The 25,962-nt window shown below is 43.3% G+C and carries 14 protein-coding genes; 12 read left to right on the top strand and 2 right to left on the bottom strand.

Going from position 1 to position 25,962, the window contains the following annotated elements:
* Position 1 precedes the first annotated feature (1 nt).
* Together ACT89M_RS20975 and ACT89M_RS20970 are read left to right on the top strand one after the other, a co-directional pair.
* On the top strand, positions 2–463 hold the full coding sequence (locus ACT89M_RS20975) for a hypothetical protein (RefSeq protein WP_341181168.1): 462 nt from the start codon (positions 2–4) through the stop codon (positions 461–463).
* A complete protein-coding gene (locus ACT89M_RS20970) occupies positions 456–1,625 on the top strand; it encodes a GNAT family N-acetyltransferase (protein ID WP_487344809.1) in 1,170 nt (389 codons plus the stop codon). The genes ACT89M_RS20975 and ACT89M_RS20970 overlap by 8 nt, the downstream gene beginning before the upstream one ends.
* 46 nt (positions 1,626–1,671) lie before the next feature.
* On the opposite strand, the gene ACT89M_RS20965 is transcribed toward ACT89M_RS20970, so the two are convergent.
* Positions 1,672–2,046 (bottom strand): VOC family protein, encoded by a 375-nt coding sequence (locus ACT89M_RS20965; RefSeq protein WP_487344808.1) that lies wholly within the window; start codon positions 2,044–2,046, stop codon positions 1,672–1,674.
* A 590-nt stretch (positions 2,047–2,636) separates the two neighbouring features.
* On the opposite strand from ACT89M_RS20965, the gene ACT89M_RS20960 reads away from it, so the two are divergent.
* From ACT89M_RS20960 to ACT89M_RS20915, 10 genes are all read left to right on the top strand, one after another.
* Positions 2,637–4,238 (top strand): hypothetical protein, encoded by a 1,602-nt coding sequence (locus ACT89M_RS20960; protein WP_487344807.1) that lies wholly within the window; start codon positions 2,637–2,639, stop codon positions 4,236–4,238.
* A 44-nt stretch (positions 4,239–4,282) separates the two neighbouring features.
* Positions 4,283–4,987: an OmpA family protein gene (locus ACT89M_RS20955; protein WP_487344806.1), complete on the top strand. Its 705-nt coding sequence runs from the start codon at positions 4,283–4,285 to the stop codon at positions 4,985–4,987.
* A complete protein-coding gene (locus ACT89M_RS20950; protein ID WP_487344805.1) occupies positions 4,977–6,212 on the top strand; it encodes a hypothetical protein in 1,236 nt (411 codons plus the stop codon). The genes ACT89M_RS20955 and ACT89M_RS20950 overlap by 11 nt, the downstream gene beginning before the upstream one ends.
* A gap of 41 nt (positions 6,213–6,253) precedes the next feature.
* The gene (locus tag ACT89M_RS20945) at positions 6,254–8,983 is read left to right on the top strand and encodes a DEAD/DEAH box helicase (protein WP_487344804.1); all 2,730 of its coding nucleotides are present in this window, start codon (positions 6,254–6,256) and stop codon (positions 8,981–8,983) included.
* A 128-nt stretch (positions 8,984–9,111) separates the two neighbouring features.
* Positions 9,112–10,704: an N-6 DNA methylase gene (locus ACT89M_RS20940; RefSeq protein ID WP_487344803.1), complete on the top strand. Its 1,593-nt coding sequence runs from the start codon at positions 9,112–9,114 to the stop codon at positions 10,702–10,704.
* Between the two features lie 30 nt (positions 10,705–10,734).
* Positions 10,735–12,258 carry a class I SAM-dependent DNA methyltransferase gene (locus ACT89M_RS20935; RefSeq protein WP_487344802.1) on the top strand — a complete coding sequence of 508 codons (1,524 nt, stop codon included), beginning with the start codon at positions 10,735–10,737 and terminating at the stop codon, positions 12,256–12,258.
* The gene (locus tag ACT89M_RS20930) at positions 12,248–13,522 is read left to right on the top strand and encodes a restriction endonuclease subunit S (protein WP_487344801.1); all 1,275 of its coding nucleotides are present in this window, start codon (positions 12,248–12,250) and stop codon (positions 13,520–13,522) included. The genes ACT89M_RS20935 and ACT89M_RS20930 overlap by 11 nt, the downstream gene beginning before the upstream one ends.
* Before the next feature lie 44 nt (positions 13,523–13,566).
* Entirely contained in the window at positions 13,567–16,704 is a 3,138-nt protein-coding gene (locus ACT89M_RS20925; protein WP_487344800.1) for a type I restriction endonuclease subunit R, read from the top strand.
* A 393-nt stretch (positions 16,705–17,097) separates the two neighbouring features.
* Entirely contained in the window at positions 17,098–21,054 is a 3,957-nt protein-coding gene (locus tag ACT89M_RS20920) for a hypothetical protein (RefSeq protein ID WP_487344799.1), read from the top strand.
* Positions 21,055–21,245: 191 nt separating this feature from the next.
* Positions 21,246–23,939 (top strand): endo-1,4-beta-xylanase, encoded by a 2,694-nt coding sequence (locus ACT89M_RS20915; protein ID WP_487344798.1) that lies wholly within the window; start codon positions 21,246–21,248, stop codon positions 23,937–23,939.
* A 146-nt stretch (positions 23,940–24,085) separates the two neighbouring features.
* Here the strand turns inward: ACT89M_RS20915 and ACT89M_RS20910 are convergent, their stop codons facing one another.
* Positions 24,086–25,705 carry an alkaline phosphatase gene (locus tag ACT89M_RS20910; RefSeq protein WP_487345320.1) on the bottom strand — a complete coding sequence of 540 codons (1,620 nt, stop codon included), beginning with the start codon at positions 25,703–25,705 and terminating at the stop codon, positions 24,086–24,088.
* Positions 25,706–25,962: the final 257 nt, after the last annotated feature.

Here is a 25,962-nt window from a genome sequence, read left to right as displayed (position 1 = left end):
AATGGGGCATGACTCTTTCCATGAGCAGAACCAAAAGCTAGGGCAGTTGCAACAGGAACTGAAGGAAGGTAACATCGAGCATTTTTACATTACGGAGCCTATGCAGCATCAGAGCCAGCAGTTGGTGCTGGCAGGCAGTTTTGACTTTTCGTATTATCACAATGTGGAGATCACCTTTCATGAGGTAGAGTTCATTCTGTGTCCGGCGACGATATTTATCGTGGAAAGGTTTCGACTGGCCACGGAAGAAGAGATCGTTCAGTTAAATTCGGTGATGCATGGTTTTGAAAGGAATGGTACAGTCTTCTGCCTGGAAAATGAATTTGAAGAACAACGATTTTATATCGTGGCGAAGCAGATGACCTATCAGTTCGGCATGGTTTATTACTATGATCGGCCGAATCTGGAACCGGGAGAACGGATTGCTACATTTGTGACCAAATCGGAGAACGTTCATGAGTAAAGCTAATGAGGAGACTCGCGTTCGATTATACGATCGGCATTCGCTTCATACCATGGATTGGCCCGATACGGAGGATGCGAGGTACGCAAGGGCGTATTTAGAACCGATGATGATGCAAGGAACTACAGAATACATGACTAACGTAAAGACCACGTTGCTCCTTGCCCGGATAGATAATCTTGTGCTGCCGGTGACCGTGAATGATGAGGAATATGATAATGCTTATGTCTGTTCCCCGTATACTCACTATGTGCGGTACGCCAAACAGGAGCTGACCATGTTACAGAAGCCGATGCTGGAAAAAGGACTCTCCATGCTACTCAGTTTAATAGGCTGGGGCATGAAAAAATCCCGGATCAACAAGGCTGTACATGTGAACAACTGGCTGTTATCTACTAATCTGTATCCTGCAATGACAGCTGAGCAGGCCACGAATTTACTTGAGACGGTAAAAGAGCGCTATCCGGGTCATACGGTGATCTTTCGTTCTTTGAGTTCCGAACTGCACGCGAACCTGATAAAAGGGCTTCAGGAAGCGGGATGCCGCTCTATACCGAGCAGGCAGATTTATATGTATCAGGCGCATGATCCGAATTTCGGCAATGCCAAGTCGCGCTGGTTGCTGAAACGGGATCAGGCATTGCTGAACAAACATGGCTATGAATTGGTTTCTGGTGCAGATATGACGGAATCAGATATCCCGCGAATTGTGGAGCTGTACCGGATGCTTTATTTGGAAAAGTACTCCTATGACAACCCACAATTCAGCGAGCGTTTTATTGCTGGAGCTATGGCAAACGGCACGTTAAGCATACACGGATTGCGCAAGGAAGGGCGCTTGGATGCGGTAATGGGTTACTTCTGCCGTAATGGGGTGATGACCACACCGCTGTTCGGTTATGACACGGACATTCCCCAGTCTGCCGGTCTGTACCGCATGCTGTCGGCATGTCTCATTGGACAAGCCAGAGCGAACGGGAAGTTGCTGCATGAGAGTGCTGGTGCTGCACAGTTTAAACGTAATCGCGGCGCGATAGCGGATTTTGAATATTCCGCAGTATACGATCGGCATCTCTCATTCCGCAGACGGTGGTGTTGGGCATTACTAGACCGATTGTTGAACAGCATAGGCGTGCCGTTGATGCGCCGTATGAAGCTATAAGCAAGCTGTGCTGCTCCAGTCATGTGAGTGAGCTCATATGTATGGCTTATTTCAGATGCTCGGCCAGCTGTACCTCGAACCCATCCGGGTCTGCAATGTAGATAAAACGTAGACGTGGGTTCGGCTCTACAGGTCCGCGCAGGATAGGGATTTGCATGTTTTCCAGATGTTTTATGGTTTTATCCAGTGACGTTACTTCGTAACCAATGGAGATGCCTGCTTCCGGCTTCAATGTCTGTTCACTACCTTCAATTAACTCTAGTGAAGTTTCACTCGTCTCACCCAGACCAAGCATGGCAATCTGCCGTCCACGGCTTTCGAATCTGCGCTGAACGGTAAGCCCTAGTAAATTGTGATAGAAGTGAATGGATGCTTCCAGATTACGCACGCGCAGGGTAATCCAGTTGAGTTTGATTAACATGTTGGATCTCTCCTTTAGTAGATGATATAGAAATATATGATTAGTATAATCGAGTTCTTAGAACCTTTGGAATTGATAAAAATAAAAATAGAATACTAAAGGTTCAAAAGAACTATCTAACTCTAAAATTATTTTCTCAAATAGGTAAAAATAGGTATAATGAACTTAAAGATGAAAGAGTTTATTTAGATTCTACTAGATATAGTAATATTCTTGTTGCTGAAGTGGCTTATTTTAATTGAGTAAATTTACCCATATTTGTGTGAGTTAAAGTTAGAACTAAAATAAATCAAAACTAGAATCGTTCTTAAGGAGGATTTATGGCAACGTTTTTTACATCGCCCGAATTTGCATGGGGTTATATTAGTTTAATGGTTTTAATATTTATCTTGTGTTGGGTGTTTATTCTTCATCCTTATTGGGCTAGCAAGAATGCTGTGTCTGACATTAAAGCTAAGCTTGACGAATTGTCTACTATTACAAATATCACTGAGAAGTTTCATACCTTCAATGATTGGATAGGGAGACAGGATAATAAGTACATAAAAAAGCATTTACTATTTGCTTGGAAAAGTTTTTATGGGAGATATATGAACTATCAACAAAAAGGTATAACATATACGCCTGATGTGTATGATTTCTTTTTTGAAGAGCCCCTAGTAAATAAATTCGGAAAAAGGAAAATCGCAGAAGTAGTCGCTGGTATTTTTTTGTCTATGGGGATTGTGGGCACTTTTGTCGGGATTGCATTTGGGGTCTCTCAAGTACATGTTAATGGCGACTCAAGTGTTATGCAAGATGGCATAAGTTCGTTGCTTACAGGAATGAAAGTTAAATTCGCATCGTCTATTGTGGGAGTACTGCTTTCTCTATTCTGGCAGCTAATTGACAAAGGGAAATTCTATCCGATGCTCACTAATGCTTTCAATACCATTCGTCAAGAACTAGATGAGGCATTTCCTACACAAGATCAAAGTATATTATTGTTCAGCATGGATCAGAGACAAGAGAAACAGATGCAGGATTTTCAATCCTTTTTGTCGGATGTATTAATTCCAAACATGGTGAACGGTGTGGCAGATTCGATACAAAAATCTCTCGCCCCTCAGATGGAAAGAACAGAGCAAATGATGACAGATCTGATGCAAACAACGACATTGAATCAATCTGAGGGTATGCAGCAAATGGTTAATCAATTCGTTACCCAGTTGAATGAATTGACTGGGGATCATATGAAGAATCTCGGAGAAGCGCTAAACAACACCGTAGAATGGCAGAAAAAGGTGCATGAAGAGATGGGTGCACTTGTGCAGTCCATGCAGGAATCGGCTGCGGGACAGTCGGAGATGGTAGACAAAACGACCATTCTTACAGAACAAATCCATAATTATACTGAGCAAATTACAGATTACCAGGCCGTATTGGAGAAGACTGTATCTGAACTAAATAACACAACAGAGAGAAATAGTGAACTTCAAAAGGTTACAGCGGACTTGTTAGACAAAATGACAGAAGAACGAAACACATTTAATGGTTATTTTGAAAGTCATATGAACACGCTTAGAGACAATGTGGATTCGATCGTAAACCAAACAGGATTACAAGTGAATTTCCAACAACGCTTGGAAGAGAATCTTCAACGGATATCCAGTATCACACAGAGTCAACAGACACTAGCTGTCACCTTATCGCAGCAAGCTGAACTTAGTCAGAGATCGAATCAAGAGCTTGAACTTATCTTTGATAAATTCACCAATAATAATGCGGAGTTTGTGCACCTCCAAGGTGATATGCAGCTCTTGATGAAAGAAATTAGACATGAACGTGAAGCCGTGGAGGATATATCAACCAGAGTGCAGGAACAATTGACGGGACAACTGGAAAGTATGGATCAGCGAGTAGAACAGCTGAAGCAAGTATGGACTTCAGCAAGTGAATCAATGTCCAAGACGAATAAACATCTGGAAGTTTCTATGAATCAGTTTACTGACGATATGCATCGGGGTCTCCAAAATACATTCACTCAATTTGATCAAGAATTAACCAAGTCTGTACAGCATTTAGCAAGTGGAGTGGATGCGATTCAGGAAGGTTTGATTGATTTGCCTGATGCGATGCAGACATTGAAGCAAACGGTGTTGGAGATCAACCGTCAATCCAAACGGATCATGAATCCGGTAACTTCAGAGTAAGGTGAGGATGCATTTTGGCTAGAGGATTTCGTAATGAGCGGCATATGTCACGTGCACATGAAGGGGAGAAGGAAAGCTTTTGGGTTTCTTATACGGATCTTATGTCGGCGCTGCTTGTCATATTTGCCCTTGTGCTCATGATTACTATTTATAATACGCAATCGGCGTACGAAGAGAAAGAAGCAGCTATCAACGAGAAGAATCAGATGATTGAAGAAGTCATTGGAGTCAAGTCAGAAATCATCCAGGAACTGATCAAAGCATTTAAAGATTCGGATCTGGCTTTGGAAGTCGATCCTCAGACAGGAGCGATTCGTTTCTCTGGTGGTGTATTCTTTGATTCGAATAGCAGTCAAGTTTCGGTTAATGGAAGAATGTACTTGGAGAAGTTCATTCCACAATATATCAATATTTTGCTATCGAATCGCTTTCGAAATGAAATCTCACAAATAATTGTTGAAGGCCATACAGACACGGCAGGTGGATATCTATACAATCTAAAGCTTTCCCAAGATCGTGCGCTTTCTGTTGTAGAGCAAGTATTTCAGCCTGACTTCCCGAATTTCAAAACTAAGGGAGAACTTAAATCGGTTATTACGGCAAACGGTCGATCCTTCAGTATACCGATTCTAAAAAAGGATGGATCAATTGATGCAAATAGATCCAGACGGGTGGAGTTCAAATTTCGGTTGAAAGATGATCAACTGTTGGATCAGCTTCAAGGGTTAGGTGAGAGAGATGGAAATTAATCAATACTTTTATCAATTTTCCTTTAAACCGCAGAAGCTTACAGAAGAAAGAATTAAAATAGAACAGAGATACAAAAACAAACAGACGGATATCATTAGGCAGCGCAGCAAAATGTTACTTCCAAAATTGTTAGAGATCATCCGTTCCACCCCTATGGAAAATGTCGAGGAATTGGCTCAGTCGCTGAAGAAAATGGAAGTGTTGATGCTGATCTATAACGATTACCCTTTTCCTGATGAACATAGCGAAACCAAGTTGAAAATTAATCGTATTTTGATTGCGCGTTATTCTGTAGAGGTAGGTAGAACTGCGTGGGGAATCTTCCAGTATCAATATGAGGAGCCTTATTTGCTTGATCTTCTAAGCGAAATCTATCAAGTTGATAGATTCGGGTTTCTGTTACTTGACGATAAAATGCAGTACCATATGGAAAATGCATATTCCCACAGGTCGGGAATTGTGCAGGGGATTATCTCTGCCCTCCTATTAACGGGAATCAAGTCGGAAGAAGCATTTCATGCTTTAAAAATTGAGAAAGAATCCAGGTTAGAATCCACTTTAATGTGGAATGTATTGGAGCAGGGTCTGGCCCAAGATCATATCATTAACCGAGATGGTGCCGATTTTATTGTAAGGTTGCTAGATAATTATTCAATGGACGAATACAAGCGGCTCATACAGAACTATTTCGAGCCGCGTAAATACAGTCAATTTCATGTTGCGATTGTTCAGCAGGCTGTTACCAGATTGAGAGATCCGAGGGAACGAACCGCGGATTGGCAATTTCTAAGTTCCGGTGCCGTTGAGGAAGTTAAACGCTGGCTAATCCAGAAGAAATTGCAGATTCTCTTTGAAAACGACCAGGATAACCAACGGCTGAATTACTGGAAGAGATTCATTGATTATATGCAGGATGTAGAGCTTATTCAGGATCCTATGATTGCATTCATATGCTTCAATGAATTCGTTGTCGTTGAATACGGTCAGATGGGTGCGGCCTATTTCTATCATCGTGAAGGGTTCGACGAGATCATTTATCCTATAAGCACATCGCCGACTTTTAGAAACAGCAGAAGCCGTACAAATAAGGAAGGGATGCTCAAAATACCTGAAATGAATCAAAAAGGTATACCGTTATTTATAACAAAATTGGATCACCGAGGTCGAAATTGGGACTATAAATTTGATAGTTACATGAGACAGTATTTAAACGGAAGATTGTAGAGGGAAGGAAGGGAGAACAGATGGCGGGTCTCTTTGGTTTCTTGAGCAAGCGTCGAAAGTCGGAAGATGCCACAGCTTTGGACATTCAAGTTGAGAAAAAGATGGTTGAAGGCGGGTTGTTGTATTCTATTGTCAGAAAAGGAGAGAAACTTCAATTTCCTCTTGGTCTAAGAATTTCCGAGTTGCGGCAGGTTAGCGATGCAGAGCTGCTAGAAACTTTGGAGGACATGTGGTACGAAGGGTACTTGGACGAGCAGGACAGCAATTATGTCTTGAATATAGGAAAGTTTTCCGATGTGCCCGAAGAACTGCACAATCGATTGGGGATTCCTAAATCGACAAAGTTTGACCTGAAGTTAGGACATGAGAGTGCAGTAGGGACAGCCCATTTTAAATTCGTGTTGGAAAAGACGCATGGTTCCTGGAGCCACATAGAGCGCACCGCAAAAAGAATAGGACCATGGCATGTATTGCCTGATCAACAAGTATTGCTTATGGACTCAGAACAATATCAATTTCAGCAATTAATTGATCAGGCTCCTAATCCGTTGGACCAGGAACGTATTTTTAGTTATGTGGCGGAAGTTCGACATTGGGCAGCGCATCATGGATATCCTATGGATGATTATCTGCTGCATCAGGAATATTTGTTCGTTGATGAAGTGGATATCGGATTAGATTACAATTCAGGAGGAATTTCGTTTCATCCGGAATATCGTTCGGCAGATCCGGTTAGTCCCGAAATTTTAAAGGAAATGGGGTCTTCCTCTCATCGTTATGCGGTTGATCGCCAACGGAGAAAGGTATTTGTTAAACCGTCCATTGCAGATCATGCGGATCGTATTCGAGAGCTGCCAGCGATTGAGGGGGCAGATATTCCAAAGTTTGTCGAGAATCCAGAAGCTTATCTACCTGAATTAGAAGGTATGGATTTGTCATTGTTCGGTGAACGGGTAAAGTCACTAGGTATTCGAGTCTATAAGGCACAGCCATTTGTACATGCATCCGAACAAGAGCGAGGATGGTTTGAACTGGATTTTGGTTTTAATGCTCAAGACGAGAATGGTGAAGTACAGCAAACATGGGAAGCTTCTGAAATGTTGGATTTGATCTCGAAGGCCAAAGAGCAAGGTGAGGACTACATCGAGTGGAACGGAAGCTGGCTCAAATTGCCTCAAGATGCTGAGGCCTTTGTGGAAAATACAGATACGACAAAACGAGAGATGCTGCGTAAAGGTAACTTAGTGGATATAACGAAGCTGCCATACATATTGGAAATTTACGAGAACATCAATCAACTGGAGTTTAATCAGCCTATTCTACAAGCACAGCAAGAGATGAAGGACTTAGGCGTATTTGCCAAACAGCCCCCCGAATCATTTATTGCTTCATTGAAACCGTTCCAGATAGATGGTTTTATATGGATGAAATCGCTCCATTATCGTAAATTGGGAGGTTTATTAGCTGATGATATGGGGCTTGGCAAAACGATACAAGTGATTTCTTTTCTCTCGTATCTCCAGGAGACCGAAAAGCTGACACCCTCATTGATTGTCGTGCCCAAGACACTTATGGATAACTGGGAGAAGGAAGTGCGCAAGTTTGCCCCTTCTTTGTTGAAGTCTCTATACCTTCATCTCGGAACGGATCGACTGAAGGATGCCGAAGAGCTGAAGCATATCGGTATTACGGTGACGACATATCATACATTAGCAAAGGATCAATTAATCTTTGGACAAGTCAATTGGCAAGCGGTAATCTGCGATGAAGCGCAGACGATTAAAAATCCCTCAACGGCTGCTTCCAAGGTAATGAAAGCGATGAAATCCAAATTCCGTCTTGCTATGACAGGAACGCCTGTTGAAAATGGGCTAAGCGAACTGTGGTCGATCATGGATTATGTCCAGCCAGGCTTGTTGGGCAGTCTCAGTCAGTTTAAAGAAGAATTTGTGAATAAGCTTAATGCGGATGCTAAAGATGCAGATGTCGAACAGCAGCTGCTGTCCCGATTGGCGATGGTGTACAAGCGTCGTACGAAATCAGAGGAGCTTGGCGATCAATTACCAACGAAGCAGGCTGTCATTACCCATGTGCCTTTGGGATCAGAACAGGAACGTTTGTACAGCGAAGTTTTGACATTAGTCAAAAACAAAGCTATGGATGGTCTACAGGCTATTCAGAAACTAAAAGCGTTAAGTTCGCACCCGGCATTGATTGCGGACCAATACATGCGTATCCCTTATCATCAAGTACCTAAACTCAATGAAACGGTAGAATTGATTCGTCAAGTGAAGGCAAAAGGGGAAAAAGTTCTGATTTTCACCGAATATATTAAAATGCAGGATATTTTGCGAACGACAATTCGTGACTGCTTTGAGATTACGCCTATGATCATTAACGGTATGACAGAGCGTAGACAAGAGCAGGTGGATCGGTTCAACAATAGAGCAGGCTTCGACGTCATGATCTTGTCTCCAAAAGCTGCAGGAACGGGATTGACGATTACTTCTGCCAATCATGTAGTTCATTACACACGTTGGTGGAATCCGGCTGTTGAAAATCAGGCCACAGACCGTGCATATCGGATCGGTCAAGACAAGCCTGTTACAGTATATTATCCGATCGTTGCGGACATGCAAGGCATGACCAAACAAGGTACAGTTGAGGAAATCGTCCATCGCATATTGAGCGAAAAACAGGAGATGGCCTCATCGATCATTGTATCCAGCAAGAAATTAAGCATTGAAGACGAGGTACTGAAGGGGATATAACATCGGAAACCAATAACGCAGGAGAGTAAATCTTCTGACAGACGTTATTGGTTTTTAGTATTGCGATACTAAAAATGTGTATGGTATAGTGTACCTATGAACAATATGGGTACAAAGGAGGTGCACAGTTGTTCCAAGGCTTTTGGGATTTATGTTGGAGCCATGATTTAAAAACACGTGATCACCTTCTACGGGAAGCTGTTCGAGTCGTCAAGATGAAGCAGTATATGGATCGGGTTCCTGATGCACGTGATGACATTACAAATGACCCTGAGTTGTTGTTTGAGCATATGAAAGAACAGATTGGCACGATGGAACTTGGCCATTTCCCTGGAGATCGCGAATTGTATTACAAACTCTATCATCTGGGCAAAGATATGGACCTTCTTGAATATGGTTTGCAGACGATTCGCCAGGATCGGGTTATTGCCTCGATGCAAATACATTCCGGCGTATTTCGATCTTTCATCGAACATGGAACAAGGCAGAGAAATGGACGAAATTGGTTGGTAACTGAAGCGGAGAAATTTTTCGAGGGATTATCTGAAGAAAATGTTCTACCGGAAGGAGTGAGGCTCACTCTTTTGACGGACAATTACATAGTAGCGGTTTTGTTGAGAACGTACTACCTGGACAAACCTGCAGTCAGGGTGATACAAGGCTCGATATATCAACCACTACCGTTAAACGAAGTCTTCGATGCCATACTCTCGGTACCCCATTTCGGATTGAAGCTGGAGGAACAGGACATTCACATGCGTGAGGCAGAAGGAGCAGCCATTCAGCACGTAGCCCCCTTGCTTGCTCCAGGTGGCAAGCTCATGTCTGTGCTGCCAGCGCGAATGATGTTCCAATCTGGTGCCATTGGAGAGTGGCGGCGTGAGATGAATGAACGTTTTCCAGTATCAGCGATATATGTTTTGCCCGAGGGTTTGTTTCGGCCATACACATCGGTTAAAACCTATCTGATCCTGTTTTGTAATGAGCAATCTGGTGCTAACGTTCAATTGGGACGATATAAACTGGTTTCTTCGACATTACAGGAAGTTGATGTGATTGGCTGTAAGCAAGCCGCTTTCCAGCAGCTTGAAGATTGGCGTATTGAATTGTTACTCGATCAAGATAGTCAGACCTTGAAGAATTTTCAGCAGGCAGCTGTTCCGAAGATTAAACTTAAAGCGGCCGCGGAACTTTTTAGAGGAAAGTCCATTTTAAAGCAAGATTTACAACCTGGATCGATCTCGGTGCTTAACATCTCTAATATTGAAAATGGTGAAGTGATTCTGGATCAACTGGAGACCATTCAGGAAGAAGAACGGAAGGTGAGGCGTTACGAAATACTTTCAGGGGATCTGGTGATGACCTGCCGAGGAACGCAAACGAAACTGGCGGTGTTTCCAGGCTATTCACAGATGGTAATCGCCTCCGCTAATATGATCGTGATTCGTTTTCGGGAGCAGGTGGACAGCATGTATGCCAAGATGTTTCTTGAAAGCCCTGTGGGTCTAGCCTTGATCCAAAGTTTCCAGCGTGGGACCACCGTCATGAATCTAAATCCTGCTGATGTTGGAGAGATTGAGATTCCAATGTGGCCTATGGAGAGACAACTGACCATGAGTCAGCAGTACAGGGAAGAAAAAAAGCTGTACATGGACACGATTCAGGCTGCTACGAAGCGGTGGGACCAGCAGAAGGAACAGATGTATACGGAACTATTTTAAATATGAATGCGATTAGGAGGATTTTACAGAATGGCAACAGCGAATATCGGATTTGAGGAGAAACTGTGGAGTCTTGCAGATAAGTTGCGCGGAAGCATGGATGCAGCGGAGTACAAGCATGTAGCGCTTGGACTTCTGTTTCTAAAATATGTATCAGATGCGTTTGAAGAGAAGTATGCGGAATTAGAGTTGGAGCCTTATGCAGACGTGGAAGATCGGGACGAATATACAGCGGCGAATGTGTTCTGGGTGCCGCAAGAGGCGCGCTGGAGTCATATTCAAAAGAACGCCAAGTTACCCGAAATCGGACAAATTATTGACAACGCTATGGTTCTGATCGAGAAAGAAAATCCTTCCCTGAAAGGGGTACTACCGAAAGATTTCGCTCGTCCGGCTTTGGACAAAACCCGCTTGGGTGAAGTCATTGACGTCTTTTCGTTCAAAGTGGGAGATAAAGAGAGCCGTTCCAAAGATGTTCTAGGACGGGTCTATGAATACTTCCTGAGCAAGTTTGCCAGTGCCGAGGGCAAGAACGGTGGAGAATTCTATACGCCATCCAGCGTTGTAAAGCTGCTGGTCGAGATGATTGAACCATACAAGGGACGTGTGTATGATCCATGTTGCGGTTCAGGCGGTATGTTTGTACAGAGCGAAAAGTTTGTGGAAGAGCATCACGGTAAAGTGGGCGATATCGCGGTGTATGGTCAAGAATCGAATCCAACCACTTGGCGGCTGTGTAAAATGAATTTGGCCATTCGTGGTATCGATGGCAACCTCGGAGAGCATAATGCCGATACGTTCCATAATGACTTACACAAAAATCTGAAAGCAGATTATATCCTCGCTAATCCCCCCTTCAATATTAGCGATTGGGGTGGCCGGCGTCTTGTTGAGGATGTACGTTGGAACTATGGCATTCCGCCAGCAGGCAACGCCAACTATGCCTGGATTCAGCATATGGTTTCCAAGCTTGCGCCAAGCGGTGTGGCAGGATTTGTACTGGCGAACGGTTCGATGTCAACCAGCACTACGAGTGAATGGGAGATTCGCCGTCAAATGATTGATGCAGACCTGGTAGATTGTATCGTCACGCTGCCCGGACAACTTTTCTATTCTACACAAATTCCGGTGTGTCTGTGGTTTATGGCCAAGAATAAAACTCCGAAGGGTCTGCGCGACCGTCGTGGCGAAATTTTGTTCATTGACGCACGCAAAATGGGTCATATGGTGGACCGAACACATAAAGAACTTAGCGCAGAGGACATTAAGAAGATTGCTGATACGTATCATGCATGGCGTGGACAGAGCGGAGCTGGGGCATATGAAGATGTGAAGGGCTACTGCAAAGCAACGCAGCTGTCTGAGGTGCAGGAACATGAGTACATTTTGACTCCAGGTCGTTATGTGGGTGTTGAGGACGCCGAAGAGGATAGTGAGCCATTTGAGGACAAAATGGTGCGCTTGACTAGTGAGATTGCAGAACAGTTTGCCAAGTCTCGTCAATTGGAGGATGAGATTCGCAAGCAGTTGGGAGGGATTGGGTTTGAGTTCTGATTGGAGAGAAGTTGAGTTTCAAGATGCAGTGTTAATTAACCCAGCTTACTCTATAAAAAAAAATGAGCCAGCAAAAAAAGTCGCTATGAATGAATTAGATCCCTATACTAGAAAAATTTCTGGCTTTGAGTGGGCTAACTATAATGGGGGTTCAAAATTTAAGAATGAAGATACTTTAGTTGCAAGGATAACTCCATGTCTAGAAAATGGAAAAACAGCATTAGTATCCATTCTTGATGAAAACGAGGTTGGATTTGGCTCAACAGAATTTATTGTTCTTAGAGGTAGGAAAGGCATTACTGAAAATAAATTTGTTTATTATCTTTCTATCTCTCCTCAATTTAGAAAGATGGCAATTGGTTCAATGACAGGTACGTCTGGTAGGCAGAGGGCGCAAGTTGGATTTATATCAAACTGGAAATTTTTAATTCCGAGTATAAAAGAGCAAAAAAAAATAATTGATCTATTAAGCGTTCTTGATGAAAAAATCGAGCTCAACAGATCCATCAACAAAAATCTTGAAGAAATGGCGCAGGCTCTGTTTAAACGTTGGTTTGTTGATTTTGAATTTCCAAATGAAAACGGAGAGCCTTACACATCTAGTGGTGGAGAGTTTGAGGAAAGCAGATTGGGACAGATCCCTAAGGGATGGTGTGTAACTGATATTTCTAATTTATCAGCAGTTAAAGATGGGACACATAATTCACCTAAAAAAGTTTCTAGTGGTTTTCCCTTAGTTACTACTAAACATTTAAAGAGCAATAAGATAAATTTTGATGATACTAATTTAATTAGTGAAAAGGACTTCAATAAAATAAACGAGAGAAGCAAAGTTGATAGATTTGATATTTTGATCAGTATGATTGGTACAGTTGGTGAATTATATCTCGTACAAAATAGATCGGTAGACTTTGCAATAAAAAATCTAGGTTTGTTCAAAACTTCTGAGAATAAAGACACTTATGAATATATATATCTGTATTTAAAAACAGAACTTATAAATAAATATGTAAATGAAAGATTAGCAGGAAGCACTCAACAATATATAAGTTTAGGTGAGTTGAGAAAATTACCTGTGATATATCCTGGAAAAAAATTAATTAGTAGGTTTAAAGAATTATCTAATCCTTTATTGACATCTATTCATGAAAATATGGTAGAAATAGAGTTTCTATCCTCTATTCGCGACTCCCTCCTCCCCAAACTCATGTCTGGAGAAATTCGCGTACCAATAGATGAACAAGAGCAAGTAAGCAACAATTAGCTTGATAAACTCATATCGTTACAGAACAGCTTAGGAGGTGCGGCATGTATTATGTAACATCATATACAGAGAGTGACCTGGAACAAGCGGCGATTGAATGGTTTCAGGAATTGGATTACAACTGGGCCTATGGCCCGGAGATTTCGCCAGAAGGCGAATATCCGGAGCGGTACCTGTACAGTGACGTGATCTTAAGCGAACGGCTGCGTGAGGCACTAACCCGGATTAATCCGGGTGTGCCGCGCGAAGCCATCGAAGAGGCGATTCGGATTGTGGAAATTCCGCAAAACCCCAGCTTACTTGTAAACAACCGAGCCTTTCAGCGGATGATTACCGATGGAATTGATGCCGAGTATCGAACGGCTAACGGGGAGAGCAAGGTAGCCAAAGTTTGGTTGTTTGCCACCGAGCCGGAACGCGCGGGAGAAAATGATTTTCTCATCGTCAATCAATATACGGTAATTGAGAATGGTGAGAAACGCCCGGATTTGATCGTGTTTGTGAACGGTATCCCGCTTGCTGTGATTGAACTAAAAAGTGCCTCAAACGAGGAAGTAGGCATCAGTGAAGCATACAACCAGATTCAGAACTACAAGAGCAGTATACCTACTCTATTTACATATAACTCGTTTATGGTCATTAGCGACGGAGTGAACGCCCGCGCGGGTACCTTGACGGCGGATGCCGAACGCTTCATGATGTGGCGCACGATTGAGGGAAGCGATGTTGCACCTTCCTCCATGCCGCAGCTGGAGGTACTGATTAAAGGCATGTTTGATAAACAACGTCTGATGGACTTGATCAAGCATTTTGTATTATTTCAGACGGATGGCGAGAAAGTAACTAAAATTTTGGCAGGATATCATCAATTTCATGCAACGAATAAAGCGATATCCAGCACAGAGCGGGCAGCGGATGAAGAGGGAGATCGCAAGATTGGTGTCATCTGGCACACTCAGGGCTCAGGTAAAAGCTTATCTATGGTCTTCTATGCTGGTAAATTGGTTTTGACAATGGATAATCCAACGATTGTAGTTGTGACTGACCGTAACGATCTGGATGAACAGCTATACGCAACGTTCAGCAGGTCACAGGATTTATTGCGTCAGACCCCGAAGCAAGCTGCAGATCGTCAGCATTTACGCGAGCTTCTTGCTGTTGAATCCGGGGGAATCATCTTTACGACTGTTCATAAGTTCAGCACTGAAGGTGACGAAGATACGTATCCGGAGTTAACTCCGCGTAAAAACGTCATCGTTATAGCCGATGAAGCTCATCGCAGTCAGTACGGTTTTCAGGCGGAGATGGTGGCGAATAACAAAACGGGCGAGGCGGATGTAAAATACGGTTATGCCAAATATATGAGGGATGCTTTGCCTAATGCGTCATATATCGGATTCACTGGAACGCCGGTTGAATTGAGTGACAAAAATACGCCAGCGGTGTTCGGGGATTATATCGATATTTATGATATGACACGTGCGGTGGAAGATGGAACGACGGTCAAAATTTATTACGAAAGCCGAGTAGCACGTCTGAATTTGCCTGAAGCGGAGCGTCCGGTGGTTGATGGAGCGTATGAGGAGATCACCGAGTTCCAGGAAGTAACACAAAAGGAACGACTAAAGTCCAAGTGGGCCCGGCTTGAGGCGCTTGCAGGATCGGAGAACCGAGTCAAAGCTATTGCCAGAGATATGGTTGACCATTACGAGCAACGGCAGCAAGGCATGTTTGGAAAAGCGATGTTCGTTGTCATGTCCCGCCGAATTGCTATTGATCTATATAAAGCCATTGTTGAATTACGACCGGATTGGCACAGTGATGATGATAGTCAGGGCAAGATCAAAATTGTCATGACGGGAACATCCAGCGATCCCGAAGCATGGCAGCCATTTATTGGCACCAAGTGGCGTAGAGAATACTTTGCCAAACGAATGAAGGACTTGAATGATCCACTTCAAATCGTGATTGTTCGTGATATGTGGCTTACGGGTTTTGATGTTCCTTCTATGAGCACGATGTACATCGACAAACCGATGAAGGGACACAACCTGATGCAGGCCATTGCACGTGTTAACCGTGTGTTCCGGGATAAGCCCGGTGGTCTGATTGTTGATTACATTGGCATTGCTGATATGTTGAAGTCTGCCTTGCAGCAATATACGGATCAGGATCGTCAAACGGCAGGGATTAATACGGATCAGGCCATCGACTACATGCTGGAACGGTTAGATCTGATTCACGACCTGCTGCATGGTCATGATTATAGCAAGTTTAACTCGTCCCGTGCCTCTGAACGAATGAGAGCTATTGTAGAAACCGTAGATTATGTGCTTGGTCTCGGCGAAGAAGGTAAACGTGATTTTATGAACTGGGTCACGGAGATGTCCAAAGCCTATGCTTTGTGCTCGACTACGCCTCAGGCTGAGTCCGTTAATGTGGAGGTCGGATTCATGAAGGCGGTTAAATCAGGAATCATGAAGCTGATTACGGCCGATAATCGTAAAAAAACGACGGCTGAGCTGGATACGGAATTGAATCAACTGATCTCAAAGTCCATCATTTCTGAAGAAGTGGTTGATATTCTGGAAGCCGCAGGGCTTCAGAAGCCCAATATTGCCATTCTATCTGATGATTTTCTGGATAGCGTTCGTGGTTTAAAGCAAAAAAATCTGGCAGTTGAGTTATTACGTAGACTTTTGCAAGGAAAGGTTAAAACGTTCGAGAAGGTGAGCATAGTTCAGGCACGCAAGTTCTCGGATATGCTGGAAGAGTCTATTCGTAAATACAACAATCGGACTATTGAGACAACACAAATTATTGAAGAATTAATTCAAATGGCCAAGGATATAAATCGTGAGGTACAGCGTGGGGAAGAACTAGGTATGATTGCCGAGGAATTAGCATTCTATGATGCACTGGCTTCCAACCATTCTGCGAAGGAATTAATGGGTGATCTTATGCTCAAACAGATTGCCCATGAACTGACACAAGCGATTAAAAATAACATTACTGTGGACTGGACGCTAAGACAAAATGTGCGTGCTCAGATGAAAGTGACGGTCAAACGATTACTTAAGAAATATGGCTATCCGCCTGATCTTGAGCAACTTGCCATTGATATGGTTCTGAAGCAGGCTGAAGCGATGAGCAGTCAAGCCGCATCAGAGTATCGTTACTAGGAGGGATTCAATTTTATGACGCAATCCAGCTTTTGCTTTTTGAATGAGCTTAGCGCAGAACTAGCATCCTTGGCACAAGAGGCAGAGAATAGTATCTGGCTGAATCCCAGAGGAACACTCACGCAAGGAAGACTATATGCGGAGCTTTTGGCGACAACGGTCAGCGTTCAGGAAAAGGTTGAGCCTGTTTATTCAATAAAACAGATTGAACGCTTGCATAAGCTAGCACGTGAAGGGTTAATCTCTGAATCGATTCGTGATAAGTTCGAGTGGCTCCGTAAAAATGGAAATACGGCTGCGCATGACAGTCGGGAAATTCATGTGGATACGGCTCTGACAGCACATCGTCATATCTTCGAACTTGCGATATGGTATGTTGAATTGTACGGTTCGGTGGCAATTGAATTGCCACCTTACCAGATGCCGATTAAGCCAGTTGAGTCGATTACTCATCCGATCGAAGCTCCTCCTGTATTGAATTCGGAAATGATGCAGAAGGTGATTGCGGATCAGTTGGAAGCCAAACTGCTCCCTACGCTAGATGAGAAATTTCGCAGTATTGAAGAAGTGCTTGTGCAGCTATCGGAGAAACAGTTGGCAGTGACGGCGGAAAAGGCTGCCTCCATGGTTACACATACTAAGGAAAGGGCTACGGATAGTCACTCTGCTCTGGAAGAATTTTCAGATATCCTGATTCAAAATGAAGGCAAACTGGAAATGGCAGTTGTACTTGGGCAGGAAAACCTTAATTTAGTGGATAAGAGATCCTTTGGCGGAGCGTTATGGGTTGTCGGTGGCTGGGAGCTGAAAGAGATACTTGGCCGATGGAATGCACAAGGTATTTATTTTCGATTTGCCCGAAATGGTAGTAATTCAACAAGGCGTAAACCCGCCTGGTTTATGATGGGGAAGAATCCATCTGCTGAACGCTGGGTTACTTGGTTAAGTAACGAAGAACAGCCGAGTATTGGCTCTGAGAATGAAATAACTGTATTGCAGAATACGGATATTAATGTAGAAGAGGTTGGGGAAGTTGTGGAAACGACTTCCCAGTTGTCTGAATTTATTTCTGGAGTGACGGTTCAGGCGCCATCCCCAGTGATTCAAACCACAGAAGAAGTATCCATATCTGAACCAGAGCAGTATGGCTCAGTCAAGGTTCCAAAGAGGCTAGTTCATCAAAAGATACAAGGCTTCGCTTCATCAAGGCTTGCTGATCTGTCTACGACTTATGGTATTGAGATGTTCGGTGGATGGACGGAGGAGAAGTTACTTGAATTATATGATCAACAATCTAAACTACTGCATGATGTCATGGTTCAATTATGGTTTTTTGGTTTTCAGTTCGAGGACAAGCTTGGGAGATTCTTGAAGCTGCAGCATGAGCCCCAAGGAGAAACGCTTGGTATATTGAAGGCAGGAATTAAGCTTGATGCAATCCTTCCGCCACATGCATGTCGAATGTTACAACGATTTGGGATCATTCAATCTGACCAGCTAAGTGGAATACCTGTTTATTCGTTAAAATGGTTGTTAAAAGAAGGGCATAAAGAAATTGTTTCTGTGCTGCGTAATGTTGAACAGGATGAAGATGTAGAGGATAAATTGAACGAGGTATATGCTAAGAACTTCGAAAATGAGGGAGAGAAGATTTTCCGGCTAAATGGAATGGAACTTTTGCTCCCTGCGGATCTGAGAAGCAAACCAATCAGAGATTTACCATTTCAGGGATGTGCGGCCTTAATTCGTGGTATTCAAGAACAGTGGAATATAGAAACCTTAGAGGAACTCCCCGAGGTCCTATCTGTTTTACCATCCAAAATTAAAGGTGTAGGTTCCACTGCTGTTCAAAAGTTCTATGATCAATTACGCGGTCTTATCCAAAGAGGCGCTGTTCAAAACCCACCAGAAACGGAACAAGGCAGCAACGTACTTGAAAAAAATAAACTAGATGATCGTGTGAATAATACAGGATTCATTCAGTGGAAGATGGAGCAATATGTCGTTGATGAAGCGTTAATGCATACCGGATTAGAGGAGAAATTGTACAAGGGGCTGTCCAATCTGATCTCTGAGCTGCATCAATCAGGTATTCATACAATAGGAATGTTACCTGCCAGTTTTGAAAGATTGTTAACCTTGCCTCAGGTAGGCGTTACGATGGTGGATAAATTTTATCGTCAATTGTGCTCCAAACTTGATGAAATCAGACAACAGCAATTAATGGATGAACAATGGAAATTGCTTAGTCAGGAGGAACGCTTAGATCAAGCTATACAGAGAACGATAAACATTTGGCAGCCTTGGATCAATGGCGAGGACTTAAGTCGGGGAAAAGACAGAAATCGCGAAGTTATGCGTTATCGTTGGCTGAATAAAAATGGAAAAAGAAAGCCAACCCTTGAAGAAGTAGGACAGCATTTCGGGTTTACACGAGAGTGGACTCGACAGATCATCAAGGCCCAGCATACAAGTTTAATGAAAGACATGACTCTTATTGAACGTGAATTACGATTAGCAATTACCAACGGTAAGGGGTTCTACTATTTTAATATAGATACGTCCTCCTTTGAGATTGATCTGATTGTTGAATCGTTAGAGATCAGCGGTATCAATCATTTCAATGGATGGTGGACGACGCATTCAATAGAGAAGACAGATACCCTTAAGGAACAGTTAGTTAGATTGCTTAAACAAAATTACAAGGGAATGCTGATTGAAGCTGCTGATGAAGAGGAACTTCTAAAACGAATGATTATTGACGATTATGTGCCGGTACAATTGATGAAAATATGGACAGAAGATACTATTTATTCCGTAAAGGATCAACACTTTATGTTATCGAACAGCACCAAGGCGGATAAAGTAGAAATGTTGTTGCGGATGTATCCTGAAGGGATTGAAATTTATAAGAAAGCAGAAGAATTGTTAGAGATAGCTGCAAATCTGTGGCCCGGTGATTTTGAAAAAAAGCGGGATATCGTTTCTGTAGTTAGTCGCGATGATTACGCAGATATAGCTTATTTGTGGGGAAGAGGAGTTTACATACACCATAGCTATGTTCATCCCAATATTCCTCTCATTCAGAGGACTTCCGCTGAAGTCGAAAACCTTCTGTCGACAAGAAGCCCTATTGCTGTAGGACATTTATTTTATAAGTTTGAACCTGAACTACTTAATGCTCAGGTGCCTAACGAATATGCCTTATATACGCTCTTGCGCAAATATGGCTCTTCCACACTGCAGCTTCGAAAATTTCCGCATATTTGGCATGAGGATGATGGATTTCAGCTCAGTAATGCGGAAATGATTAAAACTTATATCAGAGAACATAACACCGCGGTTTCCAGAGAGCAGCTGAGGGAAGAGTTTGTTGTTGGACGCGGCTGGAAAAGCTTCACTCTGGATTTCAATTTTGCGACGGATAGTGATTTTATTCGTGCTGATCTTGGGATGATTGGTTTAAAGGAGTTCTATCCGTTGAATACTTCTGAGTATATACCATTGAGCAATAGATTAAATGAATTGTTAACACTAGCTCCTGTCGTTCATATTAAACGTCTGTACGAAGAAATGTTGGATTATTGCAAGATGCATGGAATTGAGTCTACGTATACGTTGTATGATTTATTACAGACAGAAGAAGCTGAGATAACCAACTTCAATTTTGTAAGATATCCTCTTGTTGCTGTTGCAGATCAAGAGTCTGACAATCTTACGCTTCAAATTCTCACAGAACAGTATATTTTGGATCAAGGTGGAATTGTGTCCAGAAGTCAGGTGTGGGATTGGTTAACTGGAGAGTTAGGGGCGACGGAGAACACGCTGGATATCGTGCTTAACAACTCGAGTGACGTGTTCTATTACACACGTGGCAAGCATGGTGAATACGTGCATAAAGATAATTTGGGTTGGAAACAAGAGCATGAAGATGAACTAGTGAGCTGGGTTTATAGAACAATTCAAAAGTCTGCGGGTGATTTTAAGCCTTTTATCTTACCTCAGATGCTTTTAATCCAAGAGCAATTACCTCTATTAGCCAGACAATTACCTTGGAGTGAAGATCTCTTAATTGATGTTCTGAAAAAAAGTAAACAGTTTCTGTTCATTGGTTCATATGACGTTATCATTTTAGCTAGAGAGTTCGCAGCAATACAGAACGAAATAGATTTTATTACTCACATCATCATGCATTTTTTCCAAGGAAGCGTATCAGAGAAAGAAATCTATAGAAAGCTTGCAGAGCTGAGATATTCAAAAGATGGAAAGTTGTTATACGAATCTTTGAGTGCACTCGAAGCTGGAGCAGCTCCCTTTGAATTGCGTGACGGAGTGTTCAAGATGAAGTAGAAACATAGGAAATAAGAGATTCTGACGAAAGGAATATTTCGTCAGAATTTTCTTGTTTTGGTCTAATCTCGAATACCATATGTAATGGGATGACTACCATCTGTTATTTTTATTGAAAAAATTTACAAAAATATATATGTAAGCGTTATTTCAAAGTGTATAATACAAGTTAAATTGAGAGGAGGAATGAAATGAAGACGAAGGTGTTTAAAAAAATGAGTTCAACCCTGCTGGCAACGATGCTGGTGATGACGACGCTTCCTTTTCAGCAGGCTGCTTTTGCGCAAGAACAGCAGATTGAACAGGGAGCAAGTTCTGGGGCTGCGGCGGTTTCTGGGCAGAACCTCAAGGTGCTTCAAACCGATTTTGAGGATGGGACACTTCAAGGCTGGCTTCAGCGTGTTGGCAGCGAAAGTTTGACCGTTTCAGAGCAGGCAGCGCATCAAGGTACTCGGAGTATGCTTGTCTCGAACCGTCAGCGCTCCTTTCATGGGCCGATGCTTAAAATGAAAGGTCTGTTGAAGCCGAATTCTACTTATAACATTTCATTCTATGTCAGGCTTACGGAGAAACCAGCTTCAGATCAGACGATTCAGCTAACGGCCTACAAGAAGAATGGGGCAGAGAGCTGGAACATGCTGGACAAGGTCACGATTCCCAAAGACGACTGGCAGCAATGGCATAAGGTTACGGCCACGTACCAATACAGCGATAATCCCGAGGACTTGAATTTCTTTATTGAAACACCTTATGTTTCCGACGACACGGTAGATACATTGTCATTTTATGTGGATGATTTCACAATTGAGGAAGCCGCACCACTCGCTATTGAGACCGATATTCCTTCCTTGCAAGATCTGTACCAGACTGAATTTCCGATTGGAGCCGCGGTGTATCGCTGGCAGCTTGAAGGAGCTTACGGTCAATTGTTAACCAAACACTTTAACAGTTTGACCGCAACGTATGAGATGAAACCGAAGTTTGTGTCCCCTTCCAAAGGCGTGTATGACTTCCAAGCCTCGGATGAATATGTGGACTTTGCACAGAAAAATCAAATGGGTTTACGTGGACATGCCTTGCTCTGGCATATTGATGCCGCAGAGTGGATGTTCAAGGATGACCAGGGCAACCCTGCGAGCAGGGAGCTGCTACTCAGTCGGGTTCAGAATTACGTAGATACGGTCATGAAACGATATAAAGGCAAAATTTACGCCTGGGACGTTGTGAATGAAGCGATTGCAGATAGTAACGGGGATGCAAACGGAATGCGCAAAAGCCCGTTCTACGAGCTGATTGGTCCGGATTATGTTGAGAAAACGTTTGAGTTTGCACGTGCCGCCGACCCGGATGCGAAATTATACTACAACGAGTATTTCACCGAAATTCCTGAAAAAAGAGAGCATATGTATCAACTGGTGAAAAAGTTGAAAGAAAAAGGGCTGATTGATGGCGTGGGTCTGCAATCCCACTATAATCTTGAATCTCCGCCGATTGACGAGATTGAGAAAACAATCAATCTGTTTGCCGGTCTTGGACTGGATATCCAAATCACAGAACTGGATGTCGATAGCGGAATTCCTTATGGTGAGACATTACCTCAGGATGTTGCAGTGAAGCAGGCTTACCGATATAAAGAGCTGTTTGACCTGTATCAAAAACATAGCGATGTCATCTCATCGGTGACCTTATGGGGATTACAGGATGAGAAATCGTATAACAATCAAGCCTTTTTATTCGATAGTGCTCTGCAATCCAAACCGGCCTATTGGGGGTTGGCAGATGAATCAAGCCTGCCTATTTTGACGAACAGGGCTGTTACGTTGTCTGGTACACCAAATACGAAGGCAGCCAAACAAGATCCACTCTGGAACAAGGCTGTTTCCACAGCTTTGAAAGGCAATTCGGGTTCAGCGGCGTTCCGTACGTTGTGGGATAAAAATAATTTGTATGTTCTGGTTGACGTAAAGGATACGACCAAACATGCCAAAGATAAAGTGGAGCTGTTCGTTGATCTGAACAATGGCAAAACTCCTGTGTATGAGGCAGATGATCGACATATCACCATAAGCCGTGAAGGCAAAGTGACAGGAGCTAAGCCAAATACGTATCGCGTTCGTGAAGCGGCGGACGGTTATCAGGTTGAATTATCCATACCATTGACTAATGCACAAGGGGCACTTGCACGTGAAGTTGGCCTGGATGTACGGGTGACCGATGGTGGAAACAACAGTTCAGGAGGACAGCAGGTTCTGTACTGGAATGACCGCACACTATCCCAGGATCAAGACACCAGCAAATATGGCGTTATTCAGTTTGCGAGTATGCCTAAGTCTGCGAAAGCCTTGCAAGGAACAGTAACGATAGATGGTGAGAAGGATGCAAAATGGAATAAGGTTATGCCATTCCATATTACACCACTGAATCAGAGCGGAGGTGCATCCGCTGAGGCACGTGCGATGTGGTCTGGTCAGAATTTATATCTGTTTATCGATGTCACTGATCCACAAATTATAACCAACGCTCCTGATCCATGGGATCAGGATTCGGTTGAGATTTTCCTGGATGAAAATCATCAGCGTACACCGTTCTATCAATACGATGATGCCCAGTTCCGGATCAGTGCAGATAATGTAGGTACGTTTGCTGGCAGTGCCTCTCCGGGAAGGCTCCAAAGTGCTGTGAAGAAAACGTCCAAGGGGTATCAGGTGGAGGCTAAGATCAGATTACAGTCCCTCGTGCCGAAGGAAGGCCAAGTCATGGGATTTGAACTTCAAATTAATGACAACCAAGGAAACAATAACAAAAGTACGGCTAAATGGAATGATCTCACCAATGACAGCTGGAAGAACACTTCCCAGTATGGCATTCTGACGTTTTCAAAATAAACCAATGAATGATGATAAATAAGTAGGCAAGAAGATTGGCTTATTCATTCAATCATGTATTAATCATCTAATTATCAGAAAAACTCCCAAACACGGCGAGGCGTCTCGCTAAGTTTGGGTGTTCTGTTTATTCGGTAATGTCGTTATTATTGGATCAGATCTACAGCGCCCTGCGGTACAAAAGCTTCTACACCGTTATACACGATCACACCTTCAAGAGCTGTCTTTTTGCCATTCACGAGTGCAATGTTTTTGTAGATTTGCAACTCCAGTTTGGTGTTGTCTTTTGTTACGAGAATCTTCGGATTTTTGACATCCGTCAGATCCAGTTTGGTTGTGGCCCCTTTGGCTGTAAACGCCTGTTTGGCAGGTACGAACAGTTGCTTGCTTACACTGTCCAGATCCAGATTGAGGACACGTGCCATGTATTTGGCTACATCTGTATTATCAATGACACCAAATGGACGATCATTATTTGGAGCATACGTGTACAGTACAACGTCTCCGCCCGTGTGTCCGCCAGTTGTCCAGCCGATACCGGCACGTTTGCTGATCATTGGGCCTACGACATAGTTCAGGCTACCTGGCTCGGCGGCTTTAATTGCAGCAACCTCTTCGGAAGTCAGATCGGAAATGCCATAGTATTGTTTCATGACTGCTTTGATGTTGGTGCGTTTCGCATCCAGTTTCGCTTCTACACCTTCACCTGTCAATTTAGCCTTTTTCAAAGGTCCGATAAAAGTGGACAACGGCTCTTTGTCATACGTGCCTGTTGTAGATGCATTACCAATCGTAAGTCCACCGTTCTGATGGTCAGATACGGCTACAACAGCAGTTTGTCCATCGGCTTTGGCGAAGTCCATCGCTACTTTTACAGCATCATCAAAAGCGAGCACGTCACTGATAATCCCAATCGGATCATTGGCATGAGCAGCCCAGTCTACCTTACTGCCTTCGACCATCAGGAAGAAACCGTCCTCGTTTTTGGAGAGAACTTCAATTGCTTTGGATGTCATCTGCGCCAGACTTGGTTGCTTGGCTGGATCACGATCCATGTTGTATGACATGCCTGCAGGAGAGAACATACCCCACAATTTGTTGGAAGTTGATGCTTTCATCGCCGCAGGTGTAGTTACATAATCGTAGCCGAGTGCTTTGATGGAGGCAACGAGATTGTTACCGTCTTTGCGTCCAGCTGGTTCCAGATACTTACTGCCGCCGCCCAGTACAACATCGATGCCGTTGAAGACTTGTTGTTTGCTGAGTGCATCGTAGTTTTTACGGTCAGGATAATGGGCAGAGAAGTCTGCCGGTGTTGCATGCATAATTTCGGAGGTAGCTACAATACCCGTTGCTTTACCCGCAAGTTTGGAAGCTTCTAATACGGAAGCCACTGGTTTCCTTTCGTCGCCTTTTGCAATCGGTTTTTGTCCAGGCATGGTAGCCTTGTCCGGCAAAACACCGACAAAACCGGTATGAGATTTATGTCCTGTCGCAAAGGCTGTTCCTGCAGGAGCCGAGTCCGCAATCGGCGCATCCGCGGAGTGTGTACGAACCATGCCGCTTGCCATGGAATCAATGGTCAGGGATGAACCTTTATACCAACGAGCCAGTGCAGTAGCATCATTAGCCATTCCGTCAGGAATAAGAATGATTACATTTTTGATAGGTGATGCAGAAGTTGTTGAAGTACCGTCTTCCGCAGCCCAAGCTGCACTACTGCCTCCCAGCGTAGCTGTAACAATGGTGGTGACCGCGAGCATCATTTTGGCTGCACGGGTATTGAAGCGATTTAACATGAACATCCTCCTAATAAATATGTATAGTTAGTCCCAGAACCCAGTGTATAGGGCAATTGCTAAACGAGCGTTAGCTTTAGGTTAATTAATTGTAAAAATTACGATTATAAGTCAAAGCTTACATAATAGACAAACTGGACAAAACGTTGAGCACTCTAGTATGGTAAGGATGAAATCGGACATGCAGGAACCAAAGTCCAATGATCATTTTGAGGTGGTTCAAC

The organism is Paenibacillus sp. NN59 (assembly GCF_057597225.1).
This window is presented reverse-complemented; position numbering and strand designations above follow the sequence as displayed.

Coding starts and splice junctions, on each gene's coding strand:
- ACT89M_RS20975 (WP_341181168.1), top strand. CDS start 2: ATGGGGCATGACTCTTTCCATGAGCAGAACCAAAAGCTAGGGCAGTTG.
- ACT89M_RS20970 (WP_487344809.1), top strand. CDS start 456: ATGAGTAAAGCTAATGAGGAGACTCGCGTTCGATTATACGATCGGCAT.
- ACT89M_RS20965 (WP_487344808.1), bottom strand. CDS start 2,046: ATGTTAATCAAACTCAACTGGATTACCCTGCGCGTGCGTAATCTGGAA.
- ACT89M_RS20960 (WP_487344807.1), top strand. CDS start 2,637: ATGAACTATCAACAAAAAGGTATAACATATACGCCTGATGTGTATGAT.
- ACT89M_RS20955 (WP_487344806.1), top strand. CDS start 4,283: ATGTCACGTGCACATGAAGGGGAGAAGGAAAGCTTTTGGGTTTCTTAT.
- ACT89M_RS20950 (WP_487344805.1), top strand. CDS start 4,977: ATGGAAATTAATCAATACTTTTATCAATTTTCCTTTAAACCGCAGAAG.
- ACT89M_RS20935 (WP_487344802.1), top strand. CDS start 10,735: ATGGCAACAGCGAATATCGGATTTGAGGAGAAACTGTGGAGTCTTGCA.
- ACT89M_RS20925 (WP_487344800.1), top strand. CDS start 13,567: ATGTATTATGTAACATCATATACAGAGAGTGACCTGGAACAAGCGGCG.
- ACT89M_RS20915 (WP_487344798.1), top strand. CDS start 21,246: ATGAAGACGAAGGTGTTTAAAAAAATGAGTTCAACCCTGCTGGCAACG.
- ACT89M_RS20910 (WP_487345320.1), bottom strand. CDS start 25,705: ATGATGCTCGCGGTCACCACCATTGTTACAGCTACGCTGGGAGGCAGT.